Source organism: Thauera sp. 2A1 (assembly GCF_009469595.2).
Taxonomy (GTDB): Bacteria; Pseudomonadota; Gammaproteobacteria; order Burkholderiales; family Rhodocyclaceae; genus Thauera.
In genome coordinates this window covers 1-5,179 of sequence record NZ_SSXV01000044.1, presented here as the reverse complement: position 1 = coordinate 5,179, position 5,179 = coordinate 1, and the positions used below count along the sequence as shown (strand labels likewise).

The following is a 5,179-nucleotide window of genomic DNA, read 5'->3' as shown; positions in this document are numbered from 1 at the left end:
GGATTGTCCTTTCTTTCCTTTTACTTCTGAAGTTAATACTAAGAAAATACCTTGTTGTGCTTGTTGTTTTCCTTTAGAATTATTATATTTTATACTACCATAAAATCTATTTCCAGGCTTTAAATCATGAACATCTGTATTATGATTAACTAAGGTGCTATCTTCATATATATTGTCTTCTTGATTTTCAATTTGTTCATCATGCTCTGTAGCTTCAGATGCATCAGTATCTTGAGTTTCTGTAGTTAAATCTTTAGGATCTTTTAGCTTCTGTTCTTTTGCACTAGACTTTGCAGGTTGATCTTTTTCTATATCTTGAATATGTTCTATTTCTACCATGATGATTTGTTTTAATGATTAAAAAAGAATAAGGGTAGCTTTTACACTACCCTTATTTATTAATAATGATCTACTTTATATTAAAATGGTAGATCGTCTGTTTTATCTGTAAAAGCTTGTGTATTAGTAGTAGATGAAGTTGCACTAAACGGGTTGTCGTTTTTTACTTCTTTATCTGCTACAACAGGCTTTGTAAATTGGTCAATATTTAGCATAGTAATAGAAGATGATTGACCTTCTGGCAATTCCATAGGCTCAATAAAAGTATACTTAGCATAATTAGGCAAAGTAGTATATCCTTTATCATTATATACTATTTTTGCTCTAAGTTTTTTACTCTTATCTACTTTGTTCAGCATATCAGTAATCCACTGAGCAAACTGTTCAAAGCTTTCTCCATTAAAGTCAAGCTCTTCATCCTTATAGTAACAGTTAAGTATCTGCAACATACGAGAATACTGCTTATCCATTTTTGTTTGAAGCTGTTCTTCTGTAGTTACAAATCCACCAAGTGTGGGTTTCCATTCTGTATGAGTTAATGTTGCTCCATCTTTCTCAAAAACAATTTCTAAGAATTGATTACCATTAGGAGAAACCTCTGTTTTTACACTCTTCAATACTACATTTTCAATAATACCAGCGGGAATATACTTAATATCACTTTTGCTAATATTTGCTGCACGTTCTTTACTATATGTCATAATTTCAATATTTTTAAGTTTTTAAATCAGGCTGTGCACTCGTCTAAATAAATTTTATCCCAGTGAACTTTAATATCATTATTTTCATCGCTTTCTGCGATAACTATCTTCTTACCTCGTAAGTGAGGAGCTCTAGCTTCTCTTACTGAATTATCTCCACCTTCAAAAGATATAATAGTTTCGTTCTTTTTACGATAGACATAACCAACAGCATCTGCTTCACCACATACTATATCACCTAGTCTTCCAACTAAATCTATAGCCATTTCTATAAGCTCTTCACCATCTTTATTAATCATCTTATCTTTAGTATGACCTATAAGAATAAAATTATCACAAAGATTTTTAAACATGTTTATTACTTTTTTAACTGCTTCTCTTAAGTAGAGATATCCGCTACCATTTGGTAATGTACGAACATCATCTCCCTTATAAGATTTGCCCATTGGTGTCTGACAATACAGAACTTTAGCATATCCTAAACATATTTCTTCGAGTCTAGTAGCATTATCTATAGCAATATATTTATAAGGTTTCTTTCCTGTTGTAGCGATTTCTTCACTGATTGCTCTAGATATATTACCTAAATCTTCAATAGTACGAGCTTGAATAGAGAGAGCTTCTAGAAATTCTGAACCTCCCTCTAAGTCAATTATAAGACAATTATCAAGCTTAGATAATAATGTAGTTTTACCTGATTTTGGTTTACCAAATAGGATTAAAAATCTTGGATTATTAACCTTTGGTTTGTTTTTCTCTTTTGGTAGTATTAACATATTAAAATAGGTTAATGCTTTACCTGTGAGATTCTGAAATTATCTGACAAAAACTGAAATTTTACACAATGTAAAGTTATTCGTTATTCATTGTTGAGAATATTGTTAACAGTAGTACTGTTACTAATATTAATAATAACATTTACTATATTATTTTTATCTGCTTTACGATAGTTATTCAAAAACAGACTAGGATTATCAATAGGAATGATTGTATAACCAATCTGAATAAACTTCTGGTAAATACGTACAGGTTGACCCATGTAAGTAAAATCGTAACCACGATCTTCTTCATAGTCTTCCATGATCTTAGCATATTCTGCTAGTCGTTTCAATGCTAAATCAAATTCTGAAATAGCATCATATTGACGCAATTTAAATGCTCGATTTGCGAACGGACATGTAAGTGAATTATCATATGAACATGTCGGTCGATAATATTTTTTATTGAATGCAGAGAAATGTGCATTTCGATTGCATCCAAAACATAGCAAGTCTTCAGGACCTGCATATGATACACTGTATTCCGGATCTTCCGGAGTGTGAATTCCATACCATTTAGCAAACGGTAAGCGGTTTTTAACTTCGTTTAATATACGATTTTTCAAAGAACCCTGAGGGTCAATATTTTGTTTCGGAAGTTTAATTGTAAAACCTTTCATAATCAGCCTTTTTTAATTTGTTTAAATACTACTTTTTGTTCTTCAGCACTTGCAGTATTTGTTTCAATTAGATTACCATATTGAAGTTCGTTTTCAAATTCTAATATACATGGTTCACCATCTCTTACTTTTAAGAAATGCATATAAACCTTATTTTTTACAGGTAGACGACGTACTCCATATATAGCTAGATTAAGTATCTCTGGTCTGTGAACAGCAATAACAAAATCACTAGCTTGAAATATTGCATCAGATGCTGATAAATCACTTCTCATTGGAAAGTGAGTGCTTGGATTATTAATTCTATCAGGACTTTCAATATTACGATTCATCTGTGAAAGCTGTATTATACTAGTATTAGAAAGTTTCTTCTTCTGTATAAACATTTTCTGTAAATCGACTATTGTACTTCTTTCTCCACCCTCTCCATTTACTAGAAGAACGTGGTCTAATACTACTATTAGCCAACGACCGTTAGCTACAGTATTATGAAAGTAATCTATAGTATTACCTATTTCTTCTACATTACATACTTTATCAACAAAGTATATATTGTATTTCTTAATGGTTTCAGCTGCCGATTCAGCTTTTAATAAGTCTTCATCACTAAGTGTTTCTACTGAACTATATAATTCAGATACAGTTTTCTTAGTTTTATTACTTATTACACGACCAACATTTCTGTAGTCTACCATTTCTAAACTAAAGTATAATACTACGATATCCTGATTAGGATTAAGATCAATCAAATCCATTACTAACATATTTGCAACTGAGCTCTTACCACTACCTGATATACCAGCTATAGTAAATATCATATTTGGTTCAATTCCACCAGTGGCTTTATTGAACTTATCCCATCTGGTTTTTAATGATACTATACTATGATTTTTTCTAGCTTTAATGTAGTTTATGGATTTATTTGCTACCTGAGATATTGACTCAAAAGGTAGTATTTTAACGGCATTCTGTTCCGTATTCTCCATAACTTACAGGTGTTTCAGATTCATAACTCATTTGCTCTTCAATAACCTCCCACTCATGTTGAGTGAGCCATTTCCACATCGTCTTCATATAACCTATTTTACCAGTTATCATTTTGTTTTCAATTTCAAATTGAAGACATTGAAGAAGGTGTTCGTGCATTGCTCTAGATTTACCTACAATACGGTTATATTCTTTACGACATTTATTTATATTAGATCGTAAAAAACCTTTAGTACCATCTGGTCTTAAAACATACACTGGAAATACTTCATAGAACTCATCAAACCATGTCTTATCTTGTTTTGTACTTGACAATAGTTTTTCTGTAGGACTATAAATTTTATTATCTCCTGAAGTAGTAAAGGAGATAAGGTCATTGTCGATTAACTCTTGTATGTCGTTTTCACTTATTCGGCTGAGAAACTTGTGAACGTCTTGATTATTACTTTGATTATCATTCAACACAAGAGTTAAAAATACTAACTGATTAATTGATATTTCTCCAAAAATATCTAATAATGTTGTATCTAATTCTAGTATCATAATATAGTACTTTATGAACTAACTTTTGATACAATCTGGAAATATTTGTTAAAACAACGTTAGTTGTCTTGGTTTTAATTCTTCAACGATCTTTAACGCTTCCTTTAAATAGTAGCGATAATTGATCTTTCTTTCTTCTATAGGTTTATTATCAAATTTATTTAGTATAGTAACACCAGATGCAGTAAGTAGATTAGTATAGTCTACTCTAGTACCTTTAGTTATAATCTTTGAACTATAAGGTAATATCTGTTCTACATTAGAATTATAGTAAAACTGATTTGGATCTGTAGTTATTATACTTTCTCCTGTTTTGAGACATACAAGATATTGCGGTATCTCAACATCTCTATTTACTATTTTACATTTATATAAATAAGGACCATTAGTAGATGCATAGAATCTATTGATTCTTTGTATCAGTTCTCCATTATATTCTACAGAGAATTTCTTATCTACTTTCTGGTAAGTAAGGAACTTCTTAATATCTTTACAATTGTAGATAGTATCTTTTACAGGAATACCATCAACAAAATAATCTCTAATAGCTTCTGGAATAATCTTTGCAGACATTCCCTTACCAAGTGAAACCTTAGTAATGAACATGCCTTTTTCTTTAATATAATCATCTTTAATCATATCTAAAGAAGTATAAGGTTTTTTCTTTTTGTTTAGAGCTTTTTCTGGTTCAGTTTCAAACAATTTCTTCATTGCTTGATAACCTTCTTTTACAGCTATATAATCATTAATAGCATACTGATACATAGCTTCAAAACGATCTTCCTCTAGGGTTAGTCTCGTTTGTTGTTCCCATTCCTTACATATACTTTGTAATTTTTCATACAGATTCTTCTTAAGAAGAACAAATAAACCATCTGTATTTGCCTGTACTATTCTACAGCCAATATCAGATAATCTTTCTGCTAACATAAGTAATAGTAATTGTCCATTTATTCTAATCTGCATTACTGCGAAAGGACTATAACAGAAATTATGTTCATTCTGTAGATTACCACTAAGACCGTTTAATGCTAATTTAAGCGTTTTATCTTTAGTCTTAATACCATTATGTTTTGCTTCTATTCGTTCATCTTTAACTTGATTATAAACTTCTAGAAATTCAGAACCCAAATGTTTTGGGTAGAATTTATACTCTATTATCATAGTGGGA

The 5,179-nt window shown here is 30.4% G+C and carries 7 protein-coding genes; all 7 read right to left on the bottom strand.

Annotated features, from left to right (window positions below; all coding sequences use genetic code 11):
- Positions 1-339 (bottom strand): hypothetical protein (locus GH664_RS21820; protein ID WP_153170220.1); only part of this gene is annotated, 339 nt, incomplete at its 3' end.
- Between the two features lie 80 nt (positions 340-419).
- Positions 420-1,040: a hypothetical protein gene (locus tag GH664_RS21815; protein ID WP_153163762.1), complete on the bottom strand. Its 621-nt coding sequence runs from the start codon at positions 1,038-1,040 to the stop codon at positions 420-422.
- A gap of 26 nt (positions 1,041-1,066) precedes the next feature.
- The gene (locus GH664_RS21810; RefSeq protein ID WP_153170219.1) at positions 1,067-1,816 is read right to left on the bottom strand and encodes an ATP-binding protein; all 750 of its coding nucleotides are present in this window, start codon (positions 1,814-1,816) and stop codon (positions 1,067-1,069) included.
- Between the two features lie 83 nt (positions 1,817-1,899).
- On the bottom strand, positions 1,900-2,478 hold the full coding sequence (locus GH664_RS21805) for a hypothetical protein (protein ID WP_153163818.1): 579 nt from the start codon (positions 2,476-2,478) through the stop codon (positions 1,900-1,902).
- 2 nt (positions 2,479-2,480) lie between these two features.
- Positions 2,481-3,464 (bottom strand): DnaB-like helicase C-terminal domain-containing protein, encoded by a 984-nt coding sequence (locus GH664_RS21800; RefSeq protein ID WP_153170218.1) that lies wholly within the window; start codon positions 3,462-3,464, stop codon positions 2,481-2,483.
- A complete protein-coding gene (locus GH664_RS21795; protein WP_153170217.1) occupies positions 3,436-4,008 on the bottom strand; it encodes a hypothetical protein in 573 nt (190 codons plus the stop codon). The genes GH664_RS21800 and GH664_RS21795 overlap by 29 nt, the downstream gene beginning before the upstream one ends.
- Positions 4,009-4,056: 48 nt before the next feature.
- A partial coding sequence (locus GH664_RS21790; protein ID WP_228111666.1) for a hypothetical protein occupies positions 4,057-5,179 on the bottom strand: 1,123 nt, incomplete at its 5' end.

Bases quoted from the DNA above. Each gene is read 5' to 3' on its own strand.
- GH664_RS21815 (WP_153163762.1), bottom strand. From the start codon at position 1,040: ATGACATATAGTAAAGAACGTGCAGCAAATATTAGCAAAAGTGATATT.
- GH664_RS21810 (WP_153170219.1), bottom strand. From the start codon at position 1,816: ATGTTAATACTACCAAAAGAGAAAAACAAACCAAAGGTTAATAATCCA.
- GH664_RS21805 (WP_153163818.1), bottom strand. From the start codon at position 2,478: ATGAAAGGTTTTACAATTAAACTTCCGAAACAAAATATTGACCCTCAG.
- GH664_RS21800 (WP_153170218.1), bottom strand. From the start codon at position 3,464: ATGGAGAATACGGAACAGAATGCCGTTAAAATACTACCTTTTGAGTCA.
- GH664_RS21795 (WP_153170217.1), bottom strand. From the start codon at position 4,008: ATGATACTAGAATTAGATACAACATTATTAGATATTTTTGGAGAAATA.